Source organism: Ruegeria sp. BHSC223, assembly GCF_059613025.1.
In genome coordinates this window covers 24027-50576 of record NZ_JBXWRR010000006.1, presented here as the reverse complement: position 1 = coordinate 50576, position 26550 = coordinate 24027, and the positions used below count along the sequence as shown (strand labels likewise).

At 61.0% G+C, this 26550-nt stretch carries 28 protein-coding genes; 11 read left to right on the top strand and 17 right to left on the bottom strand.

The annotated features are described in order from the left end of the window. Both AC2FNY_RS11610 and AC2FNY_RS11605 read right to left on the bottom strand, forming a co-directional pair. On the bottom strand, positions 1-669 hold the full coding sequence (locus AC2FNY_RS11610) for a DsbA family protein (RefSeq protein ID WP_234138364.1): 669 nt from the start codon (positions 667-669) through the stop codon (positions 1-3). Between the two features lie 14 nt (positions 670-683). Beyond that, positions 684-1190 carry a DUF721 domain-containing protein gene (locus AC2FNY_RS11605; RefSeq protein ID WP_496802536.1) on the bottom strand — a complete coding sequence of 169 codons (507 nt, stop codon included), beginning with the start codon at positions 1188-1190 and terminating at the stop codon, positions 684-686. Positions 1191-1271: 81 nt separating this feature from the next. Here AC2FNY_RS11605 and mutY point away from each other — a divergent pair, with 81 nt between their 5' ends. Both mutY and AC2FNY_RS11595 read left to right on the top strand, forming a co-directional pair. Continuing rightward, positions 1272-2327, top strand: a complete 1056-nt coding sequence (gene mutY, locus AC2FNY_RS11600; RefSeq protein WP_234167570.1) for an A/G-specific adenine glycosylase — start codon at positions 1272-1274, stop codon at positions 2325-2327. A 60-nt stretch (positions 2328-2387) separates the two neighbouring features. Then, entirely contained in the window at positions 2388-3521 is a 1134-nt protein-coding gene (locus tag AC2FNY_RS11595) for an alkane 1-monooxygenase (RefSeq protein WP_496802535.1), read from the top strand. 6 nt (positions 3522-3527) lie between these two features. Here the strand turns inward: AC2FNY_RS11595 and AC2FNY_RS11590 are convergent, their stop codons facing one another. The 4 genes from AC2FNY_RS11590 to AC2FNY_RS11575 all read right to left on the bottom strand — a co-directional run bounded on the left by AC2FNY_RS11590 (position 3528) and on the right by AC2FNY_RS11575 (position 7465). Next, positions 3528-4904, bottom strand: coding sequence for an adenylate/guanylate cyclase domain-containing protein (locus AC2FNY_RS11590; RefSeq protein ID WP_496802534.1), 1377 nt, complete (start codon positions 4902-4904; stop codon positions 3528-3530). Positions 4905-5063: 159 nt separating this feature from the next. Then, positions 5064-6167 carry a site-specific DNA-methyltransferase gene (locus AC2FNY_RS11585; protein WP_234138342.1) on the bottom strand — a complete coding sequence of 368 codons (1104 nt, stop codon included), beginning with the start codon at positions 6165-6167 and terminating at the stop codon, positions 5064-5066. 106 nt (positions 6168-6273) lie between these two features. Then, positions 6274-6891 carry a ribonuclease HII gene (gene rnhB / locus AC2FNY_RS11580; protein WP_234144440.1) on the bottom strand — a complete coding sequence of 206 codons (618 nt, stop codon included), beginning with the start codon at positions 6889-6891 and terminating at the stop codon, positions 6274-6276. Between the two features lie 97 nt (positions 6892-6988). Then, complete coding sequence (locus AC2FNY_RS11575) at positions 6989-7465, bottom strand: hypothetical protein (RefSeq protein ID WP_234138337.1); 477 nt, start codon at positions 7463-7465, stop codon at positions 6989-6991. A 179-nt stretch (positions 7466-7644) separates the two neighbouring features. Here AC2FNY_RS11575 and AC2FNY_RS11570 point away from each other — a divergent pair, with 179 nt between their 5' ends. The 3 genes from AC2FNY_RS11570 to AC2FNY_RS11560 all read left to right on the top strand — a co-directional run bounded on the left by AC2FNY_RS11570 (position 7645) and on the right by AC2FNY_RS11560 (position 10559). Further along, positions 7645-7932: a hypothetical protein gene (locus AC2FNY_RS11570; protein ID WP_234138334.1), complete on the top strand. Its 288-nt coding sequence runs from the start codon at positions 7645-7647 to the stop codon at positions 7930-7932. Continuing rightward, positions 7904-8605, top strand: a complete 702-nt coding sequence (locus AC2FNY_RS11565; protein ID WP_234144443.1) for a winged helix-turn-helix domain-containing protein — start codon at positions 7904-7906, stop codon at positions 8603-8605. The genes AC2FNY_RS11570 and AC2FNY_RS11565 overlap by 29 nt, the downstream gene beginning before the upstream one ends. A gap of 376 nt (positions 8606-8981) precedes the next feature. Beyond that, a complete protein-coding gene (locus AC2FNY_RS11560) occupies positions 8982-10559 on the top strand; it encodes a DUF427 domain-containing protein (protein WP_496802533.1) in 1578 nt (525 codons plus the stop codon). A gap of 12 nt (positions 10560-10571) precedes the next feature. Here AC2FNY_RS11560 and AC2FNY_RS11555 read toward each other — a convergent pair whose 3' ends face one another. The 6 genes from AC2FNY_RS11555 to AC2FNY_RS11530 all read right to left on the bottom strand — a co-directional run bounded on the left by AC2FNY_RS11555 (position 10572) and on the right by AC2FNY_RS11530 (position 14270). Next, positions 10572-11369 carry a DUF1217 domain-containing protein gene (locus tag AC2FNY_RS11555; RefSeq protein ID WP_496802532.1) on the bottom strand — a complete coding sequence of 266 codons (798 nt, stop codon included), beginning with the start codon at positions 11367-11369 and terminating at the stop codon, positions 10572-10574. Next, complete coding sequence (flbT, locus tag AC2FNY_RS11550) at positions 11366-11770, bottom strand: flagellar biosynthesis repressor FlbT (RefSeq protein WP_234138298.1); 405 nt, start codon at positions 11768-11770, stop codon at positions 11366-11368. Before flbT ends, AC2FNY_RS11555 begins: the two co-directional genes overlap by 4 nt. Then, complete coding sequence (gene flaF, locus AC2FNY_RS11545) at positions 11767-12144, bottom strand: flagellar biosynthesis regulator FlaF (RefSeq protein ID WP_234138295.1); 378 nt, start codon at positions 12142-12144, stop codon at positions 11767-11769. Before flaF ends, flbT begins: the two co-directional genes overlap by 4 nt. Positions 12145-12211: 67 nt before the next feature. Continuing rightward, entirely contained in the window at positions 12212-13423 is a 1212-nt protein-coding gene (locus AC2FNY_RS11540) for a flagellin N-terminal helical domain-containing protein (RefSeq protein ID WP_496802531.1), read from the bottom strand. Between the two features lie 210 nt (positions 13424-13633). Continuing rightward, on the bottom strand, positions 13634-13993 hold the full coding sequence (locus AC2FNY_RS11535; RefSeq protein ID WP_234216436.1) for a flagellar biosynthesis protein FlgN: 360 nt from the start codon (positions 13991-13993) through the stop codon (positions 13634-13636). Further along, on the bottom strand, positions 13980-14270 hold the full coding sequence (locus AC2FNY_RS11530) for a rod-binding protein (RefSeq protein WP_234138284.1): 291 nt from the start codon (positions 14268-14270) through the stop codon (positions 13980-13982). Before AC2FNY_RS11530 ends, AC2FNY_RS11535 begins: the two co-directional genes overlap by 14 nt. Before the next feature lie 107 nt (positions 14271-14377). Here AC2FNY_RS11530 and AC2FNY_RS11525 point away from each other — a divergent pair, with 107 nt between their 5' ends. The 3 genes from AC2FNY_RS11525 (at position 14378) to AC2FNY_RS11515 (ending at position 17558) form a co-directional block, all read left to right on the top strand. After that, positions 14378-15952 (top strand): flagellar hook-length control protein FliK, encoded by a 1575-nt coding sequence (locus AC2FNY_RS11525; protein WP_496802530.1) that lies wholly within the window; start codon positions 14378-14380, stop codon positions 15950-15952. A gap of 3 nt (positions 15953-15955) precedes the next feature. Beyond that, positions 15956-16624 (top strand): flagellar hook capping FlgD N-terminal domain-containing protein, encoded by a 669-nt coding sequence (locus AC2FNY_RS11520; RefSeq protein ID WP_234167580.1) that lies wholly within the window; start codon positions 15956-15958, stop codon positions 16622-16624. Positions 16625-16688: 64 nt separating this feature from the next. Next, positions 16689-17558, top strand: coding sequence for a phosphotransferase (locus AC2FNY_RS11515; RefSeq protein ID WP_496802529.1), 870 nt, complete (start codon positions 16689-16691; stop codon positions 17556-17558). A gap of 4 nt (positions 17559-17562) precedes the next feature. Here AC2FNY_RS11515 and AC2FNY_RS11510 read toward each other — a convergent pair whose 3' ends face one another. The 5 genes from AC2FNY_RS11510 to AC2FNY_RS11490 all read right to left on the bottom strand — a co-directional run bounded on the left by AC2FNY_RS11510 (position 17563) and on the right by AC2FNY_RS11490 (position 22853). Beyond that, on the bottom strand, positions 17563-18867 hold the full coding sequence (locus AC2FNY_RS11510) for an NAD(P)/FAD-dependent oxidoreductase (RefSeq protein WP_496802528.1): 1305 nt from the start codon (positions 18865-18867) through the stop codon (positions 17563-17565). After that, complete coding sequence (locus AC2FNY_RS11505; protein WP_234138257.1) at positions 18867-19682, bottom strand: ABC transporter permease subunit; 816 nt, start codon at positions 19680-19682, stop codon at positions 18867-18869. The genes AC2FNY_RS11510 and AC2FNY_RS11505 overlap by 1 nt, the downstream gene beginning before the upstream one ends. Continuing rightward, complete coding sequence (locus AC2FNY_RS11500; RefSeq protein ID WP_234138255.1) at positions 19679-20560, bottom strand: ABC transporter permease subunit; 882 nt, start codon at positions 20558-20560, stop codon at positions 19679-19681. The genes AC2FNY_RS11505 and AC2FNY_RS11500 overlap by 4 nt, the downstream gene beginning before the upstream one ends. Beyond that, positions 20560-21687, bottom strand: coding sequence for an ABC transporter ATP-binding protein (locus tag AC2FNY_RS11495; RefSeq protein ID WP_234138253.1), 1128 nt, complete (start codon positions 21685-21687; stop codon positions 20560-20562). The genes AC2FNY_RS11500 and AC2FNY_RS11495 overlap by 1 nt, the downstream gene beginning before the upstream one ends. 80 nt (positions 21688-21767) lie before the next feature. Beyond that, positions 21768-22853: a polyamine ABC transporter substrate-binding protein gene (locus AC2FNY_RS11490; RefSeq protein ID WP_234138252.1), complete on the bottom strand. Its 1086-nt coding sequence runs from the start codon at positions 22851-22853 to the stop codon at positions 21768-21770. 146 nt (positions 22854-22999) lie between these two features. Here AC2FNY_RS11490 and AC2FNY_RS11485 point away from each other — a divergent pair, with 146 nt between their 5' ends. The 3 genes from AC2FNY_RS11485 (at position 23000) to AC2FNY_RS11475 (ending at position 26455) form a co-directional block, all read left to right on the top strand. Continuing rightward, positions 23000-23680 carry a GntR family transcriptional regulator gene (locus AC2FNY_RS11485; protein WP_496802644.1) on the top strand — a complete coding sequence of 227 codons (681 nt, stop codon included), beginning with the start codon at positions 23000-23002 and terminating at the stop codon, positions 23678-23680. A 76-nt stretch (positions 23681-23756) separates the two neighbouring features. Further along, the gene (locus AC2FNY_RS11480; protein ID WP_234138248.1) at positions 23757-25151 is read left to right on the top strand and encodes an aspartate aminotransferase family protein; all 1395 of its coding nucleotides are present in this window, start codon (positions 23757-23759) and stop codon (positions 25149-25151) included. 203 nt (positions 25152-25354) lie between these two features. Then, a complete protein-coding gene (locus AC2FNY_RS11475; RefSeq protein WP_234138246.1) occupies positions 25355-26455 on the top strand; it encodes an ABC transporter ATP-binding protein in 1101 nt (366 codons plus the stop codon). Positions 26456-26550 lie beyond the last annotated feature (95 nt).

Here is a 26550-nt window from a genome sequence, read left to right as displayed (position 1 = left end):
TCAGCTACCCAGTTCGGCCTCGATCAGGGCCTTGAACCCTTCATAAGCCTGGTTCTCGACCTTCTTGCCATTGATCATGAAGCTGGGGGTCGAGTTGATCTCGTCCCGGGTCGCGTGCTCCTGATACCAGGCCACCAGCGTCTGTGCCATGGTGGCATCGCCCAGACACGCCTCCAGCTTGTCATTCTCGATCCCGGCCAGTCGACCTATCTTGCGCAGCTCCTCGGCGATCTCGGCCGGGCCACCGGCGCGCGACCATTCGGCTTGCCCCTTGTAGATCAGGTCGGAAATGCCAAAGAACTTCTCGGGACCCGCACAGCGCGCCACCATCGAGGCCCAGAGACCGTAACGGTCGAAATACACCTCGCGATAGACAAAGCGCACCTTGCCGGTGTCGATGAAATCGGCCTTGAGCTGCTTGTAGGGGCCCTGGTGAAACGCTGCGCAATGCGGGCAGGTATACGAGGCATATTCGATGATTTCGACAGGCGCGTCCTCGGCCCCTTGCACCATCTCGACAATGGTCGAGGTGTCGATTTCGGCCTGCTGCGCCTCGGCACCGCCGATAAACGGGTTGGCGGGCAGGTTGCCCTGTGACGGCAGGGTCAGCCAGTAGGCCCCCGCCACGACAGCCACACCGGCAAACACCAGGGTTCCCAAACGGTTCATCTTTCTGCCCTTCCTCAAGATTTCTGTCTCGATAAAACGTTCTGCGCCAGCCTTTCAAGGGCCGCGCGCAAATCTTCATCTTTGGCGCCGTCGGCCACCCGCACCGCTTCGGCCACGATCTCGGGGCGCGGGACGCTGGTAGCGGTCTTGGGGCGATGCTCGAATGTGGCCTGACCTTCGGCAAAGCCGACGGGCGCGGTCTGGGTGATGCGGACCCTGCTGATGGCGTTATAGCCATAGGCGGCGTTCACCCGTTCGCGCAGCTGTTCCTTCTGCATTTCCAGCATCGGCGCCTGGGCCCCGGTGGTCAGCACCGTCAGCGTCGCGCCAAAGCCACCCTTGCCATAGCCGATGTTGACCGGGCGGGCGATGGCGGCCAGATCCTGTCCGACGATCTCGGCCCAGTGGGTCAGCACCCGGCCCACGGCAAAGCCGCGTGTTTCGCCAGCGCGGCGAATCTGATCGCCCAGCACGCTGGCGGTGCGCTTGAAGCCACGGGTCGAGGAACGTCTGCTTGCCATCTGGAATCCGACTCTGTTGCCGCTATTCTAAAGCCCACGCACAGCGGCACCAGTGAAACCGATAGAAGCAAGGGAATTTTCGTGCGCGACCTCCAACACTTTGACGTGAGCGGTGCGCTGCTCGACTGGTACGACCGCCACGCGCGCGAAATGCCGTGGCGGGTGGGGCCAGCGGCGCGCGCGGCAGGCACGCGCCCCGACCCCTATCGCGTCTGGCTGTCAGAAGTGATGCTGCAACAGACCACCGTGGCGGCAGTGCGCGACTATTTCCACCGCTTCACCACCCGCTGGCCAACGGTTGCGGCGCTGGCCGCCGCACCGGACGAGGCGGTAATGGGAGAATGGGCGGGCCTTGGCTATTACGCCCGCGCCCGCAATCTGCTGAAATGCGCCCGCGCGGTAAGTGAGGAGCACGGCGGCCAGTTCCCCGACAGCTACGAGGGGTTGATCGCCCTGCCCGGCATCGGCCCCTATACCGCCGCTGCCATCGCCGCCATCGCCTTTGACCGGGCCGAGACGGTGCTGGACGGCAATGTGGAACGGGTGATGGCGCGGCTACACGACGTGCAAGAGCCGCTTCCGGGCGTGAAGCCGGTGCTGAAGGAGCACGCCGCCGCGATAACCCCGGCCAAGCGGCCCGGCGATCACGCCCAGGCGGTGATGGATCTGGGCGCGACGATCTGCACCCCGCGCTCGCCCGCCTGCGGTATCTGTCCGCTGCGCCCCCCCTGCCTGGCCCGCCAGCGCGGCACCGCCGCCGACCTGCCCCGCAAAAGCCCCAAAAAGCCCAAGCCGATCCGCCATGGGCATGTTTATCTGGCGCAGCATTCCGACGGTGGCTGGCTGATGGAGCGTCGCCCGGACAAGGGCCTGTTGGGGGGCATGCTGGGCTGGCCCGGCTCGGACTGGTCCGAGGCGCCTGCCCCCTCGCCCCCGTTCGAGGCCCAATGGCGCGAACTGCCCGCAGAGGTGCGCCACACCTTTACCCATTTCCACCTGATCCTGCGCATTCATACGGCGCCGCTGGAGGTCGACACCGCGCCCGAGGGGCTGGTCATCATCGACAAACACGCCTTTCGCCCATCAGACCTGCCCACGGTGATGCGCAAGGCCTTCGACCTCTGGCGCGGCCAATAGCGTCATGGGCAGACCCCGAAAAAACGGTTATGTTTCAGGCATTCGGATGTGGAGCCTGCAATGATCCCCACACAAACCCTGGCCCGTTGGCAAAGTGCCTTGCCGTTCTGGCTGTCCTTCCTTCTGATCCCGCTGGTCTGGATCGTGGCCAGCCAGGGCGGATGGTGGCTGTTGGCGGTGCCGCTGTCGACCTGGTGGGCGTTTGCGATTTACGATCAGGTAACGGGCCTCAACGAGGAAAACGCCGACCCCCAGACCGGTGACGAGGCGTTGGGCTGGTACATCCTGCTGCCGAAGCTTTGGGTGCCGCTGCAATTCGTCACGCTTTACGGGCTGATCTGGTACGCCACCCGCGCCGATCACCTGTCGACCGGTGAAAAGATCGCGCTGTTCTTTGGGGTCGGGGTGATTACCGGGACCATCGGCATCAACTATTCCCACGAATTGATGCATCAGAAGAACCGGTTCGAGCGCTGGCTGGGCGATATCCTGCTGGCCATGGTGCTTTACTCGCATTTCCGGTCCGAGCACCTTCTGGTGCATCACCGCCATGTGGGCACCCCGCGCGACCCTGTCACCGCGCGTTACAACGAAGGGTTCCATCGCTTCTATCCGCGCGTCCTGGTGCAATGCCTGCGCTCGGCCTTTCGCGCCGAACGCGAGATGCTGGCCCGCAAGGACCGGCGCTGGACCGATCCGGCCAATCCGTTCTGGCGCTATTGGGCCTTGCAGGGGTTGATGCTGGCGCTGGCCGGGCTGCTGGGCGGTTGGGCCGGGATCGGCCTGTTCCTGGTGCAGGCAGGCACCGCGATCTGGCAGTTGGAACTGGTGAACTATGTCGAGCATTACGGCCTGACCCGCAAATACCTGGGCGACGGCAAATACGAACATGTGATGCCGCGCCATTCCTGGAACGCGGCGCAAAAGGCCTCGAACTGGCTGCTGATCAACCTGCAACGCCATTCGGACCATCACTACAAGCCCGACCGGCGGTTTCCCCTGTTGCAAAACCATACCGAGGCGGATGCGCCGCAGCTGCCCTATGGCTATCCGGTGATGACGGTGGCGGCGATGATCCCGCCACTTTGGCGCCGGGTGATGAACCCGCGTGTGCGGGCTTGGCGGCACCGGTATTACCCCGAGATCACCGACTGGAAGCCCTATAACAAGGCGCTGAACCCGACCCCGCGTTGAGTTCTGTTACAGAACCCAGACCGCCATCGGATCCGCCATGCCCGGGATCATCTCGTCCCGGCGTTCGTCGAACCCATCCATCAGGATCGCCCCACCCTCTGCCTCCACCTGGCGGCGCAGATCGTCGCTGATCACAATGCCGGCGTCATAGACCCGCGACTGGGCTTCCAGCTTGGCGGCAACGTTCACCGTGTTTCCGATCACGGCGAATTCCAGCCGATTGGCACCGATATCACCCAGAACCGCAGGGCCGAAATGCACACCGATCCCGGCCCGGATCTCGGGCTCGCCCTGGCGGCGGCGCTCGCGGTTCCAATCACCGATCACCTTGGCCATGGCGCGGGCGCAGGCCAGCGCGTTGCTGCCATCGGTCTCGCCGGCCACCGGGGTGCCGAATGTCGCCATCAGCCCGTCCCCCAGGTATTTGTCGAGTGTGCCGTTATGGCGGAACACTTCACCCTCCATCCGGGCGTGAAAACCACGCAGCACCTCGATCACCTCATAGGGGTCGCGCCCTGCGGCAAAACGGGTAAAGCCGATTATGTCGATGAACAAAACGGCGATATCCTGTTGCCGCACCTGTTTCAGCGGCTCGTCATTCTGGCTGAGCGCATCGACCACATTGGGCGAGAAATAGCGCGACAGGTTGGCGCGTTCGCGTTCCAGCCCGGCATTGGTGGTCAAGAGCCGGTTGAAACGCCGCACAGTCACCCCGAGCGTGACCGCAACGATCAGGAACACCACCACCTCTTGCACGCGGAGTTGAACCATGAAGCTGTTGGGCTCCATCACTTCGGCCACGTCGGGGAAACCCGCGAATGCCGCCTTCGCGCGGGCGCTTAGCTCGGCAATAGGTTCGGACTGCCACCGGGCGACAACCCAGCCAAGCGTCCACAGGATCGCGGTCCATGTGCCGATTGTAATCACCGTACGCCAGGAATAGGCCAGCGTCCCCGCCGCCAGGATGACAAAGAAGTACTGGAAATTGTCGAACCGGTACTGCATCGCCAGCGGTCGCACGTCGTCGGACAGCGGGTTGGGTATCACCATGCCCAACGTCATGATCAGCAGATCGGCGAGGATCAGCAAGAGCTCCAGCCGCGATTGCCCGACACGCCCCGCCCGCCGGATGAACCAGCCATTGACAGCGAGCAGCGCCAGAATGCCGTGGTAATAGATCACGTCCCAATGCGGGTTCACAAAGATGAGCAGCACCGAGATCACTGCCATCGCGACCCAGCGCGCGCGCACCGCCAGTTCCAGCCCTTCGCGCTTGTGCTTGCTCAGCGCCGCCTGAGTAAACCGGTTGTCGAAATCGAACTCGTCGGGCTGGGTAAAAAAGAACCGCTCACGGCGCGGAGGCGCTGCTGTGCTGTCGGTCATGGGTAGTTTCCTTCGTTCCTGCCCTATCAGATAGTCACAATAGGCCGGGGCGGGTACCGGGTGCGACAAAGAAAAAACCCCGCCGAAATGCGGCGGGGCAAGGTGTAGTGCCATGTGTCAGGCCACAGGCACCGGCGGTATTCTTGGGATTTTATGAGGTCAGTTTTCCAGTTCTGCCCGGATTTGCTGGCGCAGAACATCAATCGGCACCGTCTTGCCGTCACGTTTGAAGCACCAATAGGTCCAGCCATTGCACGACGGCGCATTTTCCAGATGCGCGCCGACCTGGTGAATGGACCCCTTGATGTTCTGGCCGATCAGCGTGCCGTCGGCGCGCACCTTGGCCTTGTGCCGCTGGTTCATGCTGTACAGCTCTTCGCCCGGACGCAGCATGCCGCGCTCGACCAGTTGGCCAAAGGGAATGCGCGGTTCGGCCCGTTTGCTGGCGCTGACTTCCAGCGCCTCGCGATCGAACTTGCGCACCTTGGCGATGCGTTTCTCGGCAACTTTGCGATAGGCTTCCTCACGCTCGATACCGATGAACTCGCGGCCCAGCATCTTGGCCACCGCGCCGGTGGTGCCGGTGCCAAAGAACGGGTCCAGCACCACGTCGCCCGGATTGGTCGAGCTGACCAGAACCCGGTGCAGCAGTGCCTCGGGCTTTTGTGTCGGATGCGCCTTGTCGCCGTTTTCGTCCTTGAGCCGCTCATGCCCGGTGCAGATCGGCATGACCCAGTCGCTGCGCATCTGCACACCTTCGTTCAGCGCCTTGAGCGCCTCATAGTTGAACGTGTACTTGGCGCCTTCGGCCTTGGACGCCCAGATCATCGTCTCATGCGCGTTGGTGAACCGCTTGCCACGGAAATTCGGCATCGGGTTCGACTTGCGCCAAACCACGTCATTGAGGATCCAGTACCCCGCATCCTGCAACGCCGAGCCGACCCGGAAGATGTTGTGATAGGACCCGATCACCCAGATCGCGCCATTGGGCTTCAACAGTCGCCGTGCGGCCTTCAGCCAGTCGCGCGTGAACTGGTCATAGGCGGCAAAGCTGGAAAACTGGTCCCAGTGGTCATCGACCGCGTCCACCTGGCTGTTGTCGGGACGATGCAGCTGGCCCTTGAGTTGCAGGTTATATGGCGGATCGGCAAAGATCAGATCCACCGACGCCTCTGGCATCGCGTTCATCACGTCGATGCAGTCGCCGGCTATAATCGTGTTTAAAGGGAGCGCTGTTGCGCCCTTTGTCTTGGTCGTCGTCATAGTCTGCCTCAAATTCCACGGCGCTTTTTGCGCTCATTTGGTTGATGACAGGATGAGTCAAACCGGATTCGCGGTCAATTTCTTTTTTGAATCAGCGAGTTACGATTTACTCTTGATACAATATCTTGTGCACTGTCTTGAAAGAACGCCTATGGTGTGGGGTTGCACCAAGATCTTGCAAAGCGGCACGATGCTCTTTTGTCGGGTATCCGGCGTTGCGTTCCCAACCATAGCCGGGATGCTGTTGCGCCAAATCCACCATCAGCCGATCGCGCCATGTTTTTGCCACAATCGAGGCCGCCGCAATCGACACCGACCGCCCGTCGCCTTTGATCACCGCCTGCGACGGGATGCTGAGCCCGGCGGGAATCAGGTTTCCGTCGATCAGCAGGAAATCGGGTGCGGGGTCCAGAGCGGCCACAGCACGCTCCATAGCCAGATGCGAGGCGCGCAGGATGTTGAGGGCGTCGATCTCCTCGACACTGGCTTCGGCGATGCTCACCTGGGCACTGGCATGCAGGATATCGTACAACCGCTCGCGCCGGGCGGCCGTCAGTTTCTTGGAATCGTTTAGCCCCGCGGGAATGGCCGCAGGGTCCAGCACCACCGCTGCTGCAACCACCGGGCCGGCCAATGGGCCGCGCCCGACCTCGTCAACGCCGGCGATACGAATGCGGCCTTGCTCTGTCAGGGCCGCTTCGAGCTGGTAATCAGGCTGTGTCATGCCCCTTGGTTGACCTGAATTCACGTCTCGGGACAAGCAAAAAGGCAGGGAGCCATGCCCCCTGCCCCACGGCCCCTTACGGGCCTCCTGCTCGACCTCAGTTGGAATAGGCGACGCGATAGCCGAACTGGCGCAGGCAGTTGGGCTCGTAAGCGTTGCGGGTCCGCTCGCCATTCCAATAGGATACCTTGCATTGCTGCGGCAGGCTGTTGGCATGGCCATAATGCCGCGTCAGGCAACGTGCACCCAGCACCGGACCATGACCGCGATAGCCATCCGCCTCGCGCAAGCAGCGCGACGGAAGATTATAACGTGCCACATCGGTCGGCAGCGGCTTGGCGCGGCGATGCGGGTCATGCGTCGGATACGGGTTGTGTTGGTTGCGGGTGGCGTGCTCTTGCTGGCGGCGGCGGTCCTTCTTCTTGTCATAGTGATGAACGGCGGCACCCAGGATGGCGATGGCCGCCAGACCACCCAGAATGTCATGCGCATCGGCGGCACGCGCCTGGCTGACAGAGACACCGGTGACGGCGATGGCGGTGGACAGGACAAGAGCGATGAACTTGCGGTGCATGAGAGGGATCCTTTCGGTTGTCTGTTCTCTGGCCCGCATCGTCACGGGCGGTGGTGATGTGCCAAACTTGCGCCCGCCCCGTCCGGACAAGCAATATCGCCCCTCTGTTATCCGATATCAGCCCCGCTATCGCCCTGCGGTTATTGAATATCCTCGCCTCAGGGCGCAGGATAATGGCCATGAAACAGTTCTCCCAAATCCTGGCCCTTCTGGCCCTGATCGCGGCCCCCGCCAGCGCCGGCGCCGCGGAATGCTATGCCGATTACAAGGCCAAGCAGGAACAGCCGTTGCGGCTGCATTACGGTGTCATGCAGGTCTCCGGCTGTTCCGCCGGACAGGCCACACCCGAGGTCGCCGCCCGCCTGCAAGCCGCCGGCTGGACCCTGCTCAACGTGCTTTCGGTCTTTGGACCCGAGGGACTGGACCAGAGGAAGGCCGATGCCGGACCCTATTTTCTCCGTTTCTGAGGCACGCCGGTCAGGTACCCGGCTGATCGGGTTCGGCATCGGCGCCATCGTCGTCATCCTGGCGACGGCGGCCACCTTTCTGCTGCTGACCCTGCCCGACGCCAACGCGTTCAACGCGCGGGTCGAGCGGGTGTTCATCGAAAACGATCTGACCACCCAGGCCGAGATCCGGCTGCTGGAAATCCTGGCCCAATCCGGCACCGCCTTTGCCGACACCCTGTCGAGCTATCGCATGGTAATTTTCGTGCTGCTGGTCTTTGCCAGTGCCATGATGATCGCAGCACTGGCCTTTCTGGCGATGCTGGTGCTGCTCAACCGTCGCATGGCCCAGATCGAGCGCACCGGCATTCAGGTGACCTCGCTGCTGATCAGCCGCGAGGAGAACACCGTCTACCTCAACAACATGGAGTTCCAGCTGACCCCCGCCGCCATCGAGACCCTCGCCGTGCTGGCCGAGGCGCGGATGGATGACGAGGTGCTATCGGGGTCGCAGATCGAATCCGTGATCTCGGGCCGGGCTGCCGCCGATTGTGACGAGGCCGCTGGGGCCACCCGGATCAAGCGGCTGCGCGACACGCTGGGCAACCAGATGATCAGCGCCCTGCTGGTCAAGAACATCGCCAAACGCGGTTATATGCTGGCGATCGAGAAAAGCGTGATCCAGATGGTCTGATGCATCAGTGATTGGGCGACTCGCGTCCCGGCGCGGGTCGCGACTGCGCTTGCGCGGGCGGCCAGGCCGGGCAGGCGCAGGTGGCGCGATTGTCGATAATCAGCTCATCCCGGATATGCGGGCATGTCGGCGGCGGCCCCGAGACCCAGGCAGGACGGTTGGTCGCCTGACAGACGGCGATACAGATGCATTGATCGCGCGTCGGCTGGGGTATCCGGCTGTGCTGCGCCTCTAGCGGTGCAATTGGGGCAATGACAAGAGCTGTCATCAGAAGAGATCGCATCAGCTGCCTCACCGATAATTTCAGTTTCGTGCCCTTGGCATTCACCCCCCCTGCCCCCATCCTATGACCTGACGGGCAAAAAGGAGGTTGTCGATGAACGTCCATGCCACCCCACGGGCCCAGAGCTATGGCATCAGTATCGAGCCGCTCGACGGAAAGGTCGAGGTGTATCGCAACGATGTGCTGCTGGCGGCAACGACCCGCGCATTGGTGATGTACGAAACCCGCCTGGCGCCGGCAATCTACATCCCGCGCGACGACGTACTGGTGCCGCTGGGAGATCCGACCGAGCTTCAGACCTTTTGCCCGTTCAAGGGAACGGCCAGTTACCGCGACATGTATGTCGGCGAGGAGAAGGTGGCCAATGCGGTCTGGTCCTACGACACGCCTTTGCCCGAGAGCGCCGGCATACGCGGTTATGTCGGATTCATGCCGCAGGCGCATACGCGGATCGAACTGGGCGACAACAGCCTGAACGAGGGGGCGGATGGCCATGTCAGCGGCCCGCTTGTCGACTGGCTGTTGCGCGGTGCGGCTTCGTTCCGTACGGCCGAGGAATTCACCCGCGCGCTGGCCGAAAAGATGCTGGATCACGGGATCGCGGTCTCGCGGCTGAGCGTTCTGGCCTGGTCGCTGCATCCGCTGATCGCAGGCAAACATTACATCTGGGAAAAGGGGAAGGCCGAGATCTCGACCTATGCGCCGACCTATGAGATCCACGATCATCCGGCCTTCAACAACAGCCCGCTGCGGCATGTATCAAACGGCCTGGGCGGCATCCGTCAGCGGTTGACAGACGGGCCGACCGATACAGAATTCCCGATCATGCAGGAGTTGCGCGCGCAGGGCGCCACCGACTATGTCGCGATGCCGATGCCGTTTTCCGATGGGCGCATCAACGTCTTGACCATGAGCTGCGATCACCCGGACGGGTTCACCACCGCCAACCTGGGCCTGATCTTTGAATGCTCCGCCGTGATCGGCCGCTATTACGAGGTGTTCATGCAGCGCGAGAATGCGCAGTCACTGCTGGAGACCTATGTCGGCAAGCGCAGCGGGGCCCGGGTTCTGGGTGGCGAAATCCGCCGTGGTGACGGCGACGAGATCGACGCCGCGATCATGTTCTGCGATCTGCGCGGATCGACCCGGCTAGAAGAGGAGTTGGGGCGCGCCAGCTATATCGGCACGTTGAACCGGTTCTTCGAGACGGTGTCCGAAATCGTGCATGCCAATGAGGGCGAGGTCCTGAAGTTCATCGGCGACGCGGTGCTTGCGGTATTTCCTGCCGGTGCCGATGCCCAGACCGCCCATCGTCAGGCCATGACCTCGGCAACCGAGATCGTTACGAAGCTGGCCGAAACACCCGAGGGGGACGTGGCGCTGGATTGCGCCATCGGGCTGGCCTATGGCCGGGTCACCTATGGCAATGTCGGATCAAAGGAACGTCTCGATTTTACCGTGATCGGTCAGGCTGCGAATATCGCGGCGCGGTTGGGCGACTATGGCAAGGCCACCGGACACAGAATTGTCGTCTCGGAAGAGGTCGAAAGCGCCTGCGGCAATTGCCTGCCGCTGGGTGAAGTCGCGTTGCACAATGTCTCGCACCCCGTGACCTGTTATGCGGTCGAGATCGACCGGACAGTGTTTCGGGCGCAACAGCCAGAGAGCTGACCGCCCCACCGATCACCGCAGATTGCCCAACAGCGTCAAAGCATTCTGGGCCGCTGACGCTCCCTGCGATTGGCTGTTGATCTGTGATCGCGCCAGATAGGCAATGGTCACCTTGTCCAGCATTTCCGGATCGGTGAACTGAGACACTTTGGACGAGCCGGTCAGCGCCTGCAATTTGTCTTCGAATATCTCCAGTTGTTGGTCGATGTCGATACGCCCAAGGCCCGACGGCAGGCCCAGCGCGGTTTCCATCATCTTGCGCAGCGGCGGAACTCCCATCAGGCTGAACCATTTGGCATTGTCGCTTGAGCGGTCTTCGGCAAGGGCCTTCAACTCGTGCTGCGCATAGAGAGCGATCCGCATGGTTTCGTCCTGTTCGCCGATCGCCTGTTCGAACCCTGCCGCCTCGTTCTTGGCGACGATATCCTCCATGAAGGTGACCAGACCGGTTGTCCGCACCTCACCCGGCCCCAGTCCGAACGCCTTGGAGAACTCGCGATAGCGTTTGTCCGAAAGCTTGTTGGCCAGAGCATCGGACGCGGTTGTCCCGTCTTCGAGGATTTTGCGAACAAAGTAAGTATTGTTCAGATCATTCTCGAGGCCGAACGCCCCCAAAGCCACCTGCAAAAGCCGCCGGTCCGACACCAGGTCCTTGGCGTTTTTCACCTGGCCGATCTTCTCCATGAAGTAAGAGCTTTCGCGATTGCGAACAGCGGAATTGGAGAAGCTTTGCGCCTGAGCGTCATAGGTGCGCTGCAGGAACCGCCAGCCGGCAATGCCGCCCGATATCAGAACCGGCTGGTAACTCATTGCGGTCGCAGCGCCAGAATGCGCTCCTCGCGAGGAAGAAGAGTACGCAGCGCCTTGAGGCATTTATAGGGATGATCCGCGACCAGTGCCTCGGTCGCTTGCGCCAGCGCCTTGCGGCTGTCGGGATCGGTGAAAACTTGGCTGAGTTCCTCGATCCGGCGCAACAGCGACATTCTGGCCTGCTCGGGGTCGCTGTCGCCGGACAAAACCAGTTGTGCGGCATAGCAGACCCGACGCACCGGAGTCGTTGCTTCTTCGGGATGAATCGCATCGCGCAGACGCAGGATATTGGCATCGGGGGTCATGATCGACAGCCTGCCGCGGCGGTCACCATTCTCGATCACCGCGCCATTGATCAGAACTCGTTCTTTGGGTGCCAGTTTCAGGACCAAACCGCTCATTCCGTTGCGCTCCCTTGACGCAGACCGCGCAGGACGGCCGTGTTGATTTCAAGCAAGGGGCGCGGGGAAGCCTCGCGTCGCAACACCTTGCTGGTATGCACCTGAGTGAACTCGGCCAGATAGAACAGCCGGGCTCGCAGATCGGGTGGCAGAGCGTTGTCAGCCTCAGCCACATTGGTCGCCAGGACCCCCCACAACCGGTTGTTTTCGTGCAACGCCTCGACCAGTTCCCCGAACCCCGCGCGCCCCCGCTTGGCGGCGCTGTGCATGCGGTGAGTGATCCGGGACAGGACTTCGTATTCCATGTTCCGTGGCGTCCTGGTCGGAGCCGAAGCGGCCGAATAGGCCTGTCGTGCCTGAAGAAGCGCGTTCACGTGATGTCCTTACTGTTGGGAAATGTCGGCAGGAGGGACCGGGGCGCGAACGCCCCGGCCATACTGCTTAGCGGAACAGCGACAGGATCGACTGCGGCGCTTGGTTGGCGATGGACAGCGACTGAACCGCCAGCTGCTGCTGCACTTGCAGCGCTTGCAGGCGGGCCGAGGTCTCTTCCATATCCGCATCCACCATCGAACCGATGCCCGACTTCAGCGAGTCGGTGAGGTTCGAGATGAAGGTCTTTTGCGTCTCGATCCGCCCCTGAACCGAACCAAAGGCTGCCGCGGCATCAATCGATGTGTCGATCAGGGTCTCGACCGTGGCAAGCGCGGCCGTCGCACCAACACCGGTCGATACGTCGATCGTGCTCAGTGCGCCCAATCCGCCCGAACCGGCATTCGTGAACTGGCCACTTACGGTCAGGTCGTTCGCGCCACCATTGGTAAAGTCGAGCGTACCCGGCGTACCGCTGTCGTAATCGACGACAAGTCCGGCGACACCCAGATCGTCGATCTTGGCCTTCAGGGCCACAGCGACGATGTCTGCCGTGGTGGTCGCTGCCGCATCGTCGGCGGTCACCGTATACGACACGGTCTCGTCACCAACGGTGATGCTGACCTTGTCACCGGCCACAAAAGCCGCGCCATTCTCGGCAATCTCGATCTGCTCGTTGCCGCCACCATTGTCGAGCGCGATGGCCACGGTGTCGCCATTTGTCGATGCACCCGCCGAGCTGCCCGAGAAGATGTCGTTGGCAGTGTAACCGCCAGTAGACAGATCCTGCCCCGTCACCGTGATCGAGGACGCGGTCACGTTGCCGGCATTGTCACGGTCAAGCGATGCCAGGATCGAAGCGGAACCCGCGGAGCCATTGACCAGGTTCAGCCCGTTGAACTGGGCCGCGCCAACAACGGCCGCGATCTGGTCTTTCAGCGCAGTGACGTCGGCGTTGATCTTGGTGCGGTCAACGTTGTCCTCTTGTGCGGCAACGATCTTGCCCTTCATCTGGGTCAGAAGATCGGTCACGGTTTCAGCCGCGTTGCGGGCAACGGCGACCGTCGATTCACCCAGGCTCAGGCTGTCCTTGATCGCCTTGAACCCCTTAACGTCGGATTCCATCACTTTCGAAATGGCCCAGATGGCCGAGTTGTCCTTTGCGGTGGCCACGTTCTTACCGGTCGAAATGGCGTTTTGGGTCTGACCCAGGTTCATATTCACCGACTTGAGGGTCTGCAGCGCCACCATTGCGCCATTGTTCGTCAGAATGCTGGACATAACATCATCCTTTGATCTTGTGGGCCTTTGGCCCGGGTTTGCATCCGCCCCTTCAGGCGTTCGGAAACGTCTTTCTGACGAATGCGAAAGTCCGAGAACCGGTCTCGCGCCACACTCATTCCGAGGTGCGACGCTAGATTTGCCCCCGATCTCCTAACGGTTTGCTAAAGCGGGCCCGCTGCATTCCACAAATTTGACTCAACTGTTCTTTCATGCCCGTTTCTCTAGCTGAGTCTTTCCGAATGCTGCGTACCGATGCTTGTGACCATCACGGTCATAGGTTTCGAGCCCCTGTCGCACCTTGCGAAGTTCGGACATACGGTTGGACACTGCCCGAATCCCCTCAAGCGCGCTGTTCAACAAGACCTGGTTGCGGGTCACTTTCTGGTGCAGCGGCCTAAGCTGCTCATGTAGAAGATCGGGAGTCGCGTTGATACGCTGAACCAGTCTTTCCTTTTCGTCGGTCATCCGCCCGAGTTGTTCCAGTTCGCCCCGCACCAGCGCGGCGCGCTCCATCTCCAGCAGTTCATCAAGCGACGAGAGCAGATCATCAAGATCAGTATTGTCCATCTCGGGAGTCCTTCAATGCGTTGAAGAGTGATTCGGCCAATCCAATTCCACCGGATCGGGCCAGCTGATCCGCCTGTTGACGAACCAAAAATGAATTGAACTGTTCTTCGCCGGCACCGCCACCAAAGGCGCTGCGAGCCTTACCAAGACCCGCAGATTTCAGCATTTCAGCAAGAAAAGTCGCTTCCAGTTCAACCGCGACTTTTTGCAAAGCGCTGTCTGCCGTTTGCCTTTCGCCCGATAGAGTAGTGGCCAGATATGTCTGAGATACGTCCATTGATCGCCTCGAAATTGTTTCGAACTTTTCCGATCAGACAGATAAGCGGTTAAAAAAACCGTAACCGGTTTGCGACAATGCTTGGTCTCACAACGAAAGAAATTCGCATGACCGGACTGACCAGCCCCAACAACCTGCCGCTTGCCGGCCAGACAACAAATTCGCGCATAGAAACCCTTGCTCCTGGCCAGCACACCGGCAGCACTCGCTCCGATTTTGGTGACGTGTTTCATGCATGGACCGGCTCAACAGCAAAGCAGGGGCGCGTCCCGTTGGAAGAAAACGAACCCACGCCGACAGATGACGAAGCTTTGGCTGTCGAACAAGCTGACGAGATTGAAGAGGCAACCGCGCAGATCGGAACGAACCGATTTGATCAACAGCCAAAAGACTCGCCTATTCGAGAATCCGGCGTTCAGGAAATCACCACCCAGGATGAGATAGGTACCGCTGGCGACAAGCCCGTCTTGTCGGATGGTCCGGATGAAGCGCAACAAATTGGCAGCGCTCTCAGAGAGACGCGCTCTGGCGAAAATGGCCTGACCATCAATTCGGCGCGACTGAGTGCAGCCGTCCAACGCACGGATGACCGACAGAAGCTATCAGATTTCAGGCTCTCATCCTTTACTTCGCCTACTATCGAAACCAACCGCCCAACCCAGAGTACGAGGCAACAACAATACCTGAATCGGGTTGGAACACCTTCCTTCAAAGTCGGAGAGGTCGAGACAGCCGGTTCCACCCGCCTGATCTGGGAGCCTCCGGCAAAACCCATCCAAGTAGAAAAGCAGCTTCGGATATCTCCGTATTCCGCCTTGTCCAGGGACGGACTGCTTTCACAACCGCGCGTATTACATTCGGCAACAAGCGACTCGGAAACGGTTTCCGCCGCGAACGACCATACGGCCAAATCGGTTGACAAAGAGCGGATCGCTTCGGCCATCGAGATCTCGGCCAACATGAAAGGGGGCGAAGAAGCAACCCAGCGCCCTACACAGGAAAAGGTGCGGGTAACTGGCGCACTGGAAAGTACCGTTCCGGAAACTGACCTGCCTCGAGCCGATCGGGCCATGATAAAACAACGGGTCGCGGTGAGCGCCGCCAAAGCTCAAGAGTTCGCATCAACTCCCCTCCAACCGTTTACGAACTTATCCACGGCCCGGTTTCCGATCAGCGCCGACTTGTTGATGGAGCATGGGGGCGAGCGACTCTTGGACATGTCATTTGCCACGCCCGCCGCTTCCGGCACTCAATCCTTAGTTCACACGACAGCAATCACCGCAGAGGCGGTGCGAAATATTGGTGGGCAACTAGCTGCTGCGGTCGCCAACCGACCCGATGCGGGCAGCGTCGAAATCGCGCTTGATCCCGAAGAGCTGGGACGCGTGCAGATGACTCTAAAAACCCGCGGTGACATTCTGACACTGACGATCTTTGCGGACAGGCCCGAAACGCTCGACCTAATGCGGCGCCATATCGACGAGTTATCCGCGGATTTCCGCGATATGGGATTCGCCGATGTCTCCTTCAGTTTCGGTGGGTCGCAAAGCGAAACAGGCGACGATACCGAGCAAAGATCAAACGGCGGGGAACCGAAGATGCATACGCCCGAATCACTCCCATCAATCGAACCTGACAACAGACTACGTATCGCTACCAGCGGCTTAGACATAAGGCTTTGAACCATGGTCACAGCGGTAAACCCTGTCACGGCGGCAACTCAACAGAAATCGTCGCCCTCCAACGCCCAGGATTCGCGCGTTCTTAGTTCTGATTTCAACACATTCATTCGAATGCTTACAACCCAAGCAAAATACCAGAACCCGCTCGAACCTCTTGATTCTTCAGAATACGCCGCTCAGCTGGCGCAATTCTCGATGGTCGAACAACAGACAAAAACCAACGACACCCTAGCCGCCTTGGTGGAGAAGATGGGTGCCACCAATATGGCGGAATTGTCAAACTGGATCGGCAAAGACGCCCGCGCAATTGCCCCGGTACACTTCAGTGGTTCTCCCGTTACCGTATCGCCCGCTCCACTCGCTGCTGCCGACAAAGCCTACCTGGTTGTGCGCGACGCACAGGGCGAAATCATAGACCGCTACGAGATACCGGTTTCCGCAGAGCCTGTTACCTGGTCCGGGTTGGAAAGCGACGGGTCGCAACGAGCCCACGGTCTTTATAGTATTGCGATCCAAAGCTACAAGTCAGACGAATTGCTGCTGGACGAGGCCGCCTCCGTTTATCACCCGGTGACCGAAGCCCAGATCGAGAATGGCGAAGTGATCTTGATCCTTGAGGGCGGTCAGGCGATTTTGGCCAATATGGTAACCGGCGTGCGCGCGAACGGCTGATCCGCTCGTCGCCCCGGGTTGCCAAGGCGGGCGGGACTGCCCGCGCCAAGAACCTGAGGCCGAGTTGGAACAGACAAAGCATATCCCGCCCCCGGGTCTTGTCGCGCAGCTGCGCGAACGTGGCCTGTTGCAGAATGGTGACCGGTTCGAAACGCTTTATGGCGGGCGCACCAACAGGGTCTGGCGGTTGCTTGGCCCGGCCGACGATCTGGTGGTGAAGCTCTATCGCAGGAATTTCGATAACCCTCTGTTCGGCAACGATGCACAGCTTGAGGCGCTCTGCCTGAACCAGCTGCAGGGCACCGGGCTGGCTCCGCAACTGCGGGCTTCGGGCACGCTGGCGCAAGAGGCATGGGTCGTCTACGACCATGCCCCAGGCGACCCATGGCAATCTGACCCGACGGTCGCTGCCCGAATTCTGGCTAATCTGCACCGGCGGGCGCTCGACATCCCGGCGCCAGTGGGCTGCAACGGCAGCGCCGCCATAGGTGCGCATGCCGAGGCCATTCTGGCGCGCTGCACTCACGCCGACCGCGAATTGCTCCAGAAAGCGCGGCCGCAGGCAGCGACGATCGATCCGGGGCCTACCTGTCTGATCCATGGCGACCCGGTTGCTGGAAACCTGTTGGTTTCCGGCAACCAGGCGATCCTGATCGACTGGCAATGCCCTGCCATCGGCGACCCGGCCGAGGATCTGGCGATGTTCCTGTCGCCGGCCATGCAGCAGGTCTATCGGGGCGCTCCTCTGACAGCAGCAGAGGAGCAGCAGTTTCTTGGCGCCTATGAAGACACCGGCACGGTGGCGCGTTACCTGTCGCTGAAGCCGTGGTTTCACTGGCGCATGGCGGCCTATTGCCTTTGGCGGACCCGGAATGGGGCGCCCGATTATGCCCCGGCCTTTGAGCTTGAGAGCGCGGCACTGGCAGCCTGCTGAGCGATCAAAGATCGCCCAGCCCAAGCGCCAGATAGACCGGCGGCATGATCGCACGGCGGAACCGGCCAAGGGGAAAACGCGCCAAGGGTGTTTTCATCGCGTGCGGCAAACCAGGGTCCGAGCCCAGCGCCAGCCGCGCCAGTGCGCGCCCAGAATAGGTTCCCATCGCCACCCCGTTACCGTGATAGGCAAGCCCGGCAAACAGGCCCGGCGTCCCCGGCACCGGGCCGACATAGGGCATCAACCCCCGGGTCAGACAGACCATCCCGGACCACAAGTTGGTTGCCTCGACCCCCGTCCATGCCGGGAACATCGCATTGAAATGCCGACGCAACCGGGCGTGGATACTGGCCTCGGCACGGGGAGAGGAAAGCAGCCCACCACGCATACCGAACAGAAACCTCCGGTCCGGCATCAGGCGAAAATAGTGGAGCAGGTTGCGCGTGTCATAGGCCATCTGGTCCGAGGTCCAACCCTGCGCTTGCAGTTCTGCTTCGGACAGGGGGCGGGTGACCATGACGCTCGACTGCGCGGGCATGTAACGGCCAGCGAGCCACGGCGGCATGTCCTCGCTGGAATAGCCGTTTGTGCAGATCAGTACGGTCTCTGCCTTGATCCGGGCCTTTGGCGTATGCAGGATATGGCCCCGCGCGCCCTGCTCGATCCGGTTGACAGGGCTGTTTTGGAACAGGCGCGCACCCGACGCCGCAGCAGCAGCGGCCAGGCCGAACAGGTATTTGCGCGGGTTCAAGGCAAAACCGACATCGCTGGTCAGCCCGCCAAGGAACTCTCCGTTCAGACCTTCGGTCGCCAGCTCGTGTTTCTCGTGAAGACGACCATGCCCCGCGTCTGCCTGACGGCGCAGCGCGTCCATGGCGCGGGCGTTATGCGCCAATTGTGTTTCGCCATGCGAATGGGTGTCAGCACTGATCAGGTGCCGTTCAATCAGGCTGGCGACAAGAGCAACCGCCTCTCTCTCGGCGTCATCGAACGCGCGCGCGCCCTCGGCGCCATAACGTCTGCGTTTCTGGGCATCGCTCAGCTTGGAACCGCCCAGACAGCAGAACCCGCCATTGCGGCCCGAAGCGCCCCAACCGGGGGCCTTGGCCTCGAACATCGCAACCGATACCCCGCTTTCGGCAAGGTGCAACGCGGCCGACATGCCGGTGAAACCACCGCCGATAATCGCGACGTCCGCTCGAATGTCGCCCGCCGCAACGGGCCAGTCCGGCGCGGCGATGGTCTCGTCCCACCAGCAGCCCGCGCGCGGCCCGTCACCATAGGCATACTCGGAAAAGATCCGACGCATCAGCCGCGGGCCGCCGCCTGTTCATCCCGTTTCTGGCGCACCAACGCCTGTTTCGAGATCAACGAGGCGCTGATCACGCCAACGGTGACGATGCCAATCATGATCGTGCTGAGCGCGTTGATCTCGGGGCTGACCCCCAGACGCACCGCCGAAAAGATCTTGATCGGCAGGGTGGTCGCCGCAGGACCCGAGGTAAAGGAGGCGATCACCAGATCGTCCAGCGACAGGGTAAAGGCCAAAAGCCAGCCCGAGATCACCGCAGGCGCGATGATGGGCAGGGTAACCAACCGAAAGGCCTCGGCCGGGGAGCAGCCCAAATCCAGCGCCGCCTCTTCCAGCGAACGGTCGAAAGTAACCAGCCGCGAGGACACCACCACCGAGACATAACACATGGCAAAGGTCGTATGCGCCAATACGATGGTCATCACGCCGCGATCCAGACCGATCCCGATGAAGAGCAGCAAGAGCGACAGGCCGGTGATCACCTCGGGCATCACCAGCGGCGCATAGATCATGCCCGAGAACAGGGTACGGCCCATGAACCGTCCTGCCCGCACCAGCACCAGCGCCGCCATCGTGCCCAGGATGGTGGCCAGGGTCGAGGACATCACGGCAACCTTGAGTGTGACCCAGGCCGCGTTCAGGAACGCATCATTCTGGAACAGCTCGCCATACCATTTGGTCGAGAACCCGGCCCAGACCGTCACCAGCTTGCTCTCGTTGAAGCTGTAGACGATCAGGATCAGCATCGGGATATAGAGAAACGCAAACCCCAGCGTCAGCGACACGGTGTTGAACCAGCTCATCCTGCTCATTTCTCGGCCTCCGCCTGTTTCTGCTGGTTACGCTGGAACAGCACGATGGGCACCACGAGGATCAACAGCAGCACCACGGCCACCGCCGAGGCAACCGGCCAGTCGCGGTTCGAGAAGAACTCTTCCCACAGAACCTTGCCGATCATCAGCGTGCCGGACCCGCCCAACAGCGAGGGGATCACAAACTCACCCAAAACCGGAATGAAGACCAGAAAACAGCCCGCGATGATACCAGGCCGGGACAGCGGGATGGTGACCAGCCAAAAGGCCTGCGCCCGCGAACAGCCCAGATCCTCGGCGGCCTCGATCAGCGACCCGTCCAGCCGGTCAAGCGCCGAATAGATTGGCAGGATCATGAAGGGCAGATAGGTATAGACGATACCAATATAGACCGCCGTATTGGTGTTCAGAATGGTCAGCGGCTCTGAGATGATCCCGGTCCAGAGCAGGATCTGGTTCAGGTAACCTTCGTTCGACAGGATACCCATCCACGCATAGACGCGGATCAGGAACGACGTCCAGAACGGCAGGATCACCAGCATCATCAGGGTCGGGCGCCATTCCTCGGGCGCGCGCGCCATGGCATAGGCAATGGGATAGCCCGCCACCAATGTCAGCACCGTCGCTGTAAGCGCGATCTTGAGACTGCTCAGATAGGCTTTCCAATACAGGTCATCTTCGGTCAGAAAGATGAAATTCTCGAAATCCAATTCCCGGACAAAGGCCATGATGCCTTCGGCCCAGTCGAATTGCGGGAAATAGGGCGGCCGGGCGATGGCCGCATCCGACAGCGAGATTTTCAGCACGATGGCGAAGGGCACCAGGAACAGCACCAGCAGCCAGGCATAGGGAATGGCGATCAGAAGGAACCGGCGCATCAGTTTGCCAGCAGCACACCCGCCGTGGCTGTCCATGACAGCCAGACGGTGTCTTCCCAGGTAAAGCTGCGGCGCGAGATGCGGCGCGTGTTCGAGGTCTGCGCCTTGATGATCGAACCGTCCGCAAGTTCGACGTAATATGTGGACAGATTGCCCAGATAGGCAATGTCATGCACCCTTCCCTGCACCGCATTGGCGGCATCGGCGGGGCGTTCGGCGCTGATCGCCACTTTTTCGGGGCGGATGGCCAGATGGCATTTCTGCCCCTTGTCGAACTTGGCAGAGGATTTCGCGGTCAGCGCCGGCTGCCCCTCGGCCCAGTCGATGTGATAGCCGTCTTCGCCCTCGGGCGTGGCGCGGCCCTCGATGATGTTCACGTCGCCGATGAAGTCGGCCACATAGACGGAATTGGGGGTTTCATAGATGCGGTCAGGCGTGGCGACCTGCATCAGCTGGCCCTGATCCATGACCGCGACACGGCTGGCCACGGTCATTGCCTCTTCCTGATCGTGGGTCACGATCACGAATGTGGTGCCCGTCTTCTCCTGGATATCCATCAGTTCGAACTGGGTATCCTGGCGCAGTTTCTTGTCCAGCGCGCCCAGCGGCTCGTCCAACAGCAACAGTTTCGGTGCCTTGGCCAGCGATCGGGCCAGTGCCACCCGCTGCCGTTGACCGCCCGAGATCTGGTGCGGTTTGCGATGGGCGAATTTCTCCAGCCGGACCAGACGCAGCATCTCTTCGACGCGGGCCTTGATCTCGTCCTTGGACTTGCTGTCGCGACGCAGGCCAAAGGCTATGTTGTCCCAGACGCTGAGATGCGGAAACAGCGCGTAGGACTGGAACATCATGTTCACCGCGCGCTTGTTCGGCGGCACCGGCGCGATGTCCTGACCGGCCAGTTCGATGACGCCCTCGGTGGCGGTTTCAAATCCGGCCAGCATGCGCATCATCGTGGTCTTGCCACAGCCGGACGGGCCAAGCAGGGCAAAGAACTCGCGCTCGAAAATATCCAGCGTCAGGTTGTCGATGGCGGTGAATTCGCCAAACCGCTTGGTCACGTTCTTGAAACGGATCAGCGGTTTCGCATCGGGGTCTTCCCAAGGCGCGAAGGTCGATGATTGCAAGGCTGGCCCCCGTATTCGGCTAAATGGGGTTGAGACTGGGGCAGGCCGTCAGGCCCGCCCCTCATAAGGTCCGGACCGGATCAGGTGCCCGATTTGACCTTGGTCCACAGACGGGTGACCGTCCGCTGGATTTTCGCCGGATAAGGCGTGGTGGTATAGAGGTTGTCCATGGTTTCCGCGTCCGGATAGATCGCGGTGTCGCCGATCACGTCCTCGACCAGGAACTCCTGGCTCGCCTTGTTGCCATTGGCGTAATAGACATAGTTCGACGCAGCGGCCATGTTCTGGGCGTCCATGATGAAGTTCAGGAACACATGCGCCGCATCCGGGTTCGGTGCGTCGACCGGAATGGCCATCTGGTCGAACCACATCAGCGAGCCCTGCTTGAAGGCGTGATACTCGATCTCGACGCCATTGTCGGCCTCGGCCGCGCGGTCACGCGCCTGAAGGATATCGCCCGACCAGCCGATCGCCACGCAGATGTCGCCATTGGCCAGCGCGTTGATATATTCCGAGCTGTGGAACTTCTGGATGTAGGGGCGCACCGCCATCAGCACCGGTTCGGTCTTGGCGATCACATCGGCGTCGTGGCTGTCGGGGTTCTCACCCAGATATTTCAGTGTCGCCGGGATGATCTCGGTCGGTGCATCCAGGAAATGCACGCCGCAGGCGGCCAGCTTTTCCATGTTCTCGGGCTTGAACACCAGATCCATGCTGTTCATCGGCGCGTCTTCGCCCAGCACTTCCTTGACCTTGCCGACGTTCACACCCAGGCCGGTGGTGCCCCACATGTAGTTGATCGAATACTCGTTGCCCGGATCGTATTGCGCGGTACGGGATTCGATCTGGTCCCACATGTTTGCGTGGTTGGGCAGCTTGGACATGTCCAGCTTCTGGAAGGCGCCTGCCTGAATCTGACGTTGCAGGAAAGTTCCGGTCGGCACCACCACGTCATAGCCGGACCCGCCGGCGAGCATCTTGGTCTCCAGCACCTCGTTGCTGTCGAACACGTCATAGATCAGCGTGATGCCGGTCTCGGCCTCGAACTTGGCCAGCAACTCCTCGTCGATATAGTCCGACCAGTTGTAGACGCGCACTTCGTCCGCAAAGGCCGTCGAGCTTGCCAGCGCAACCACCGCCGTGAGTGTCAGCGATTTGAATGTCATTGAGTGTCTCCCTGCAAGGTGGCGGGTATTTTCCCACCTCGGTAGATTTGATCAAGTTTTGCCTTCTGCGGCAACAGTGTTTATGTTTTCACCTAGTCGATGGTCTGACAAGTCGTCATGACGAAATAGGGGCAACTCCTTTGAATATGATCAAAAAAGCTGCATCTGGGCCCACTCCGAGTGAAGGAAAACAGCCTGTTCACGAACAGGTTTATCAGATGTTGCGGGCCCGAATCCTGTTCGGAGAGCTGGCTCCGGGGCAGGCCGTGACCATCCAGGGGCTGACTGATTCGCTGGGTGTCGGGATGACTCCGGTGCGCGAGGCGATCCGCCGCCTGATGTCCGAAGGCGCGCTGTCATTTCAGGGCAACCGGCGGGTTAGCGTACCGGTGCTGACCCAGAACGATTTGCAGCAGGTTATTTTCGTAAGAAAATCAATCGAGGCCGAACTCGCCCGCCGCGCGGCCGAGAGGATGACACCCGAAGCCGTTGCTCGGCTGGTGGAGTTGGATTCGGCGCTTGATCAGGCGATCGAGAGTGGCGATGTGGGCGGATATCTGCGCTCGAACTATGATTTTCACGCTCTGCTCTATCAGGTAGCGGACGCGCCGATCCTCTCCGAAATGGCAGAACGGCTATGGCTGCGATTCGGCCCGTCGCTCAGGGTGGTCTGCGGTCGGTTCGGCACCCAGAACCTTCCGGACCGGCACAAGGAAATGCTCGATGCCTTGCGCGCAGGCGATGTCGACGGGGTCGCTCTTGCCATGGAACAGGACGTCGAACAGGGCATGGAACAGATGGCCGGAGTACTGGCGGAAAACGCCTGAGATCACGATTCGATTTGACACGATCAAATTTGATCATATTCTGCCATCAAGACCGTTTTTGCAGGAGACTCACCCGATGGCGACCATCACAAATCACATGCCCACCGCCGAGTTGCAGGCGCTGGATGCGGCCCATCACCTGCATCCGTTCTCGGCAAACAACGCGCTGGGCGAAGAAGGCACCCGTGTCATCACCCGCGCCCGCGGCGTCTGGCTGAACGACAGCGAGGGCGAAGAGATCCTCGATGCGATGGCCGGGCTGTGGTGCGTCAATATCGGCTATGGCCGTGACGAACTGGCCGAGGTCGCGGCCCGCCAGATGCGCGAGCTGCCCTATTACAACACCTTCTTCAAGACCACCCATGTGCCGGCCATCGCGCTGGCACAGAAACTGGCCGAACTGGCCCCCGGCGACCTGAACCACGTCTTCTTTGCCGGTGGCGGGTCCGAGGCCAACGACACCAATATTCGCATGGTCCGCACCTATTGGCAGAACAAGGGCAAGCCCGAGAAGAACGTCATCATCAGCCGCAAGAATGCCTACCACGGCTCGACCGTGGGGTCGTCGGCACTGGGCGGCATGGCTGGCATGCATGCGCAAAGCGGCATGATCCCAGGTGTCCACCATATCAATCAGCCCAACTGGTGGGCCGAAGGCGGCGACATGGACCCCGAGGAATTCGGCCTGGCCCGCGCCCGCGAGTTGGAAGAAGCCATTCAGGAACTGGGTGAGGACCGCGTCGCGGCCTTTATCGCCGAGCCGGTTCAAGGGGCTGGCGGCGTTATTGTCGCCCCCGACAGCTACTGGCCCGAAATTCAGCGGATCTGCGACAAATACGATATCCTGCTGATCGCGGACGAGGTGATCTGCGGCTTTGGCCGGACCGGCAACTGGTTCGGGATCCAGACCCTGGGTATCCGCCCCCATATCATGACCATCGCCAAGGGGCTCAGCTCAGGCTATGCACCCATCGGAGGCTCGATCGTCTGTGACGAGGTCGCCCATGTGATCGGTATGGACGAGTTCAATCACGGCTACACCTATTCCGGTCACCCGGTCGCCGCCGCCGTCGCGCTTGAGAACCTGCGCATCCTTGAAGAAGAGAACATCATCGACCACGTCCGCAACGTGGCCGCGCCCTATCTCAAGGAAAAATGGGAAGCGCTAACCGACCATCCGCTGGTGGGCGAAGCCAAGATCGTCGGCATGATGGCCTCGATCGCGCTGACCCCGGACAAGGCCAGCCGCGCCAAGTTCGCGTCGGAACCCGGCACTATCGGTTATATCTGCCGCGAACGGTGCTTCCGCAACAACCTGATCATGCGCCACGTGGGCGACCGGATGATCATCTCGCCGCCGCTGGTGATCACGCCGGCCGAGATCGACGAGATGTTCGTGCGCATCCGTAAATCGCTCGACGAGGCGCAGGCTGAAATCGAGAAACAGGGCCTGATGAAATCCGCTTCCTGATCGGCGGACAATCGGTACAGAATCTCAAGCCGGTCCCGATGGGGCCGGCTTTGCTTATTCCGACAGCATTAGCGGTCACAGCTTAGCAATGCGTCGCATCCGTCGCTAAACTGTCGCAAATCGGTTGCAACTCACCCCAGTGCGCGCTTAACCTCAGGGCAATAGCGGCCAAGATCGCAGTGTAAGTGTACGGGGAGCTGGCATTGACCACACGCACCAGCAACGATGCGTTCGTTGAATTCGAACGCGTCCAGAAGAGCTATGACGGCGAAACGCTTGTCGTAAAAGATCTCAATCTGACCATGCCCAAGGGAGAGTTTCTGACGATGCTCGGCCCGTCGGGTTCCGGCAAGACAACCTGCCTGATGATGTTGGCCGGGTTTGAAACCGCCACACATGGCGAAATCAAGCTGGATGGGCGTCCGATCAACAATATCCCACCGCACAAGCGCGGCATCGGCATGGTGTTCCAGAACTATGCCCTGTTCCCGCATATGACGATTGCCGAAAACCTGTCGTTTCCGCTGGAAGTGCGCAATATCGGCAAATCCGACCGCGAGGCCAAGATCAAGCGCGCGCTCGACATGGTCGAGATGGGCGCCTTTGGCGGCCGTCGTCCGGCACAGCTTTCGGGCGGCCAGCAGCAGCGCGTCGCCTTGGCCCGCGCACTGGTCTTCGAACCGGAGCTGGTGTTGATGGACGAACCGCTGGGCGCGCTGGACAAGCAGTTGCGCGAAAAGATGCAGTTCGAAATCACCCGCCTTGCCCATGATCTGGGAATCACCGTGGTCTATGTGACCCACGACCAGACCGAGGCGCTGACCATGTCCGACCGCGTCGCGGTGTTCAACGACGGTGTGATCCAGCAGCTGGCGCCGCCCGACGAGCTCTATGAGCAGCCTGCCAACAGCTTCGTTGCCCAGTTCATCGGTGAGAACAACACGCTCGAGGGCGAAGTGCAGGAAATTCGCGACGGTATCGCGGTGGTCCGTCTCGACGACGGCGAGTTGATCGACTGCAAACCGGTCAATGTCAGCCGCCCGGGCGAGCGTACCCGTGTCTCGATCCGCCCCGAGCGTGTCGAGTTCAACAAGAGCCGCCTGAAAGCGGGTGCGCACACGCTCAAGGCCGAGGTGATGGAATTCATCTACATGGGTGACATCTTCCGCACCCGTGTCCGCGTTGCCGGCAACGATGAATTCATCATCAAGACACGGAACGCGCCCGATCAGGTGCGACTGGAACCCGGCGCCCAGATCGAAATCGGCTGGCTGCCCGAAGATTGCCGCGCGCTGGACGCCTGATCCAGCGCCGGAAACGCTCGCCTCGTGAACCGGGGCGGATGCAACCGGACCTGGCCGCAGCGCCCGTCGCGGCCGGTCCCGTGAAAAAACCAAAC

What these genes read in the sequence shown, in the direction of transcription:
- AC2FNY_RS11610 (WP_234138364.1), bottom strand. Translation starts at nt 669, where the DNA reads ATGAACCGTTTGGGAACCCTGGTGTTTGCCGGTGTGGCTGTCGTGGCG.
- AC2FNY_RS11605 (WP_496802536.1), bottom strand. Translation starts at nt 1,190, where the DNA reads ATGGCAAGCAGACGTTCCTCGACCCGTGGCTTCAAGCGCACCGCCAGC.
- AC2FNY_RS11595 (WP_496802535.1), top strand. Translation starts at nt 2,388, where the DNA reads ATGATCCCCACACAAACCCTGGCCCGTTGGCAAAGTGCCTTGCCGTTC.
- AC2FNY_RS11590 (WP_496802534.1), bottom strand. Translation starts at nt 4,904, where the DNA reads ATGACCGACAGCACAGCAGCGCCTCCGCGCCGTGAGCGGTTCTTTTTT.
- AC2FNY_RS11585 (WP_234138342.1), bottom strand. Translation starts at nt 6,167, where the DNA reads ATGACGACGACCAAGACAAAGGGCGCAACAGCGCTCCCTTTAAACACG.
- rnhB (WP_234144440.1), bottom strand. Translation starts at nt 6,891, where the DNA reads ATGACACAGCCTGATTACCAGCTCGAAGCGGCCCTGACAGAGCAAGGC.
- AC2FNY_RS11575 (WP_234138337.1), bottom strand. Translation starts at nt 7,465, where the DNA reads ATGCACCGCAAGTTCATCGCTCTTGTCCTGTCCACCGCCATCGCCGTC.
- AC2FNY_RS11570 (WP_234138334.1), top strand. Translation starts at nt 7,645, where the DNA reads ATGAAACAGTTCTCCCAAATCCTGGCCCTTCTGGCCCTGATCGCGGCC.
- AC2FNY_RS11565 (WP_234144443.1), top strand. Translation starts at nt 7,904, where the DNA reads ATGCCGGACCCTATTTTCTCCGTTTCTGAGGCACGCCGGTCAGGTACC.
- AC2FNY_RS11560 (WP_496802533.1), top strand. Translation starts at nt 8,982, where the DNA reads ATGAACGTCCATGCCACCCCACGGGCCCAGAGCTATGGCATCAGTATC.
- AC2FNY_RS11555 (WP_496802532.1), bottom strand. Translation starts at nt 11,369, where the DNA reads ATGAGTTACCAGCCGGTTCTGATATCGGGCGGCATTGCCGGCTGGCGG.
- flbT (WP_234138298.1), bottom strand. Translation starts at nt 11,770, where the DNA reads ATGAGCGGTTTGGTCCTGAAACTGGCACCCAAAGAACGAGTTCTGATC.
- AC2FNY_RS11540 (WP_496802531.1), bottom strand. Translation starts at nt 13,423, where the DNA reads ATGTCCAGCATTCTGACGAACAATGGCGCAATGGTGGCGCTGCAGACC.
- AC2FNY_RS11535 (WP_234216436.1), bottom strand. Translation starts at nt 13,993, where the DNA reads ATGGACAATACTGATCTTGATGATCTGCTCTCGTCGCTTGATGAACTG.
- AC2FNY_RS11530 (WP_234138284.1), bottom strand. Translation starts at nt 14,270, where the DNA reads ATGGACGTATCTCAGACATATCTGGCCACTACTCTATCGGGCGAAAGG.
- AC2FNY_RS11525 (WP_496802530.1), top strand. Translation starts at nt 14,378, where the DNA reads ATGACCGGACTGACCAGCCCCAACAACCTGCCGCTTGCCGGCCAGACA.
- AC2FNY_RS11520 (WP_234167580.1), top strand. Translation starts at nt 15,956, where the DNA reads ATGGTCACAGCGGTAAACCCTGTCACGGCGGCAACTCAACAGAAATCG.
- AC2FNY_RS11510 (WP_496802528.1), bottom strand. Translation starts at nt 18,867, where the DNA reads ATGCGTCGGATCTTTTCCGAGTATGCCTATGGTGACGGGCCGCGCGCG.
- AC2FNY_RS11505 (WP_234138257.1), bottom strand. Translation starts at nt 19,682, where the DNA reads ATGAGCAGGATGAGCTGGTTCAACACCGTGTCGCTGACGCTGGGGTTT.
- AC2FNY_RS11500 (WP_234138255.1), bottom strand. Translation starts at nt 20,560, where the DNA reads ATGCGCCGGTTCCTTCTGATCGCCATTCCCTATGCCTGGCTGCTGGTG.
- AC2FNY_RS11490 (WP_234138252.1), bottom strand. Translation starts at nt 22,853, where the DNA reads ATGACATTCAAATCGCTGACACTCACGGCGGTGGTTGCGCTGGCAAGC.
- AC2FNY_RS11485 (WP_496802644.1), top strand. Translation starts at nt 23,000, where the DNA reads ATGATCAAAAAAGCTGCATCTGGGCCCACTCCGAGTGAAGGAAAACAG.
- AC2FNY_RS11480 (WP_234138248.1), top strand. Translation starts at nt 23,757, where the DNA reads ATGGCGACCATCACAAATCACATGCCCACCGCCGAGTTGCAGGCGCTG.